Below are 1,767 nucleotides of genomic sequence, written 5' to 3'. Positions count from 1 at the left end.
CCGGTTGGGGCTCCGCGGTGTTCGAAACCGTGTGCTGAGCGCTTGCTGCCAGCCGCGCCACCTCATGCGCCATCGGCGGAACCAGCCCTGATTTTCTTGAATGGTCGCGTACTGTGCCTACCAAATTGATAAGGCTGATCAGGCTTTCTTGTCCCGTCTGAAGGGACAGAGATCTGATGTGGTCAACACCTATTCGCGAGTTATCCACAGGTTGGCGTGTTTTCGCCCGCGGTGTGGTCATGATGCTCGACTGGGCTCGAGGCTCCTTGGCTGGTCGGGTGTACCTACCTGGCATGCGAAGAATTGCTCGTGTTATGCCGTGCCCGGTTCGCCCTCATCTCGTCTTTGCTGGTGGCTGTGGGGGTGAGTTCTGATGCCCGGGCGGCCGCGGACGCCGCTCGGCACGTTCGGCGAGGTCGCGACGCGCCAGATCGGTCCGCGGCGATTCCGTGCGTCGACCAGGCTTCGAGACTGGGATGGGCAGTCGCGGCAGATCACGGCGACGGGGGAGTCGGCGAGCGCTGCGCGTTCGGCGTTGAAGACGCGGATCGCGGAGCGGTTGCGTGCGGGGGATTCCAGTGGCGCGCTCACAGCCGATTCGCCGTTCGCGGATCTGGCGGATGCGTGGCTCGAGGACCTGTGGCTGGACGCTGATCGGTCGGACGGCACGAAGGAGGTCTATGAGCGGGAACTGCGCTCGCTCGTGTTGCCGATGTTCCGTACGCTCACGGTTCGGGAGGTGACCGTTGGTCGGGTGGAGCGGTTCCTTCGAGAGCAGCGATCGCGCTCGTATGCGCGGGCGAAGCACTCGCGGACCATCCTCAGTATGGTTCTCGCCTTCGCTGTGCGTCGCGAGATCATCGCGCGGAACCCGGTGAAGGAGACGTCGCGGCTGAGGAGGCCGAAGCACGTGCCGAAGGCGCTGACCGTCGAGCAGCTTGCGCTGATTCGGAGGGCGGCGTGCGAGTGGCGAAGCGAGCCGGGCGCGTTGGGGCCGCGGCCGGACGGGCAGGTCAGGGATGTGATCGAGGTGATGCTTGGCACTGCCACTCGGATCGGAGAAGTGCTCGCTATCCGCAAGTGCGACGTTGACGTGACGTCCGCCGTGCCGACAGTCGCCGTCAACGGGTCGATCGTGGTCCGCAAGGGGGTGGGTGTGTCGCGACAGCCGAAGACGAAGACGGGTGAGTCACGGGTTGTGGCGATTCCGCCGTTCGCGGCGGAGGTGTTCCGCCGGCGGCTCGTGCGGCTTGCGCAGCATCCCGACGATCACCTGGTCTTCTTCACACGCAACGGCACTCCGTTGGCGCCCCATAATGTGCGTCGCACGCTTCGCGAGATGTTGAAGTCTGTCGGCCTGGACGGCATCGATATCTCGCCGCACGCGTTCCGCCGCACAGGAGCGACGCTGCTGGCGCATCAGATGAATATTGAGACGGCAGCGGAGGTGCTCGGCCACTCGACGCCGGCCACGACCAGAGCGCATTACGCCGAGCCCGACCGGCGCGTCAACGCCGCGTCCGCGCACGTGCTGCAACAGCTCGCACCGGCTTCCGACGTCACCGACCTGTCTGCGTAAACATGGCGCGGGGACCCGGCGCCGCCGCTATGCAGGAATGCTCTTGGTCGGCGGTGTCGGGCCACCCTGTGTCAACGGCCAGTAGGATTTGCCCATAGGCGGCCAGCAGATGTGCCCGCTGGTGGCCAGTGGAATTGCCCGTTCGCGGTCAGGAGTTCTGCCCACCGGGTTGTGGTGGCCCTGGCCGC

1 protein-coding gene is annotated in these 1,767 nt (G+C 65.7%); it reads left to right on the top strand.

Annotated elements, in window-relative coordinates; all coding sequences use genetic code 11:
* Positions 1-373: 373 nt before the first annotated feature.
* Complete coding sequence (locus tag ACK5KK_RS10625) at positions 374-1,579, top strand: tyrosine-type recombinase/integrase (protein WP_416890054.1); 1,206 nt, start codon at positions 374-376, stop codon at positions 1,577-1,579.
* The last annotated feature ends 188 nt before the right edge of the window (positions 1,580-1,767 follow it).

Source organism: Microbacterium sp. (genome assembly GCF_047972865.1).
In the GTDB taxonomy this organism is placed as follows: Bacteria; Actinomycetota; Actinomycetes; order Actinomycetales; family Microbacteriaceae; genus Microbacterium.
The sequence above is the reverse complement of the archived record's forward strand: the minus strand, read 5'-3'. Positions and strand labels throughout refer to the sequence as shown.

Bases quoted from the DNA above. Each gene is read 5' to 3' on its own strand.
- ACK5KK_RS10625 (WP_416890054.1), top strand. From the start codon at position 374: ATGCCCGGGCGGCCGCGGACGCCGCTCGGCACGTTCGGCGAGGTCGCG.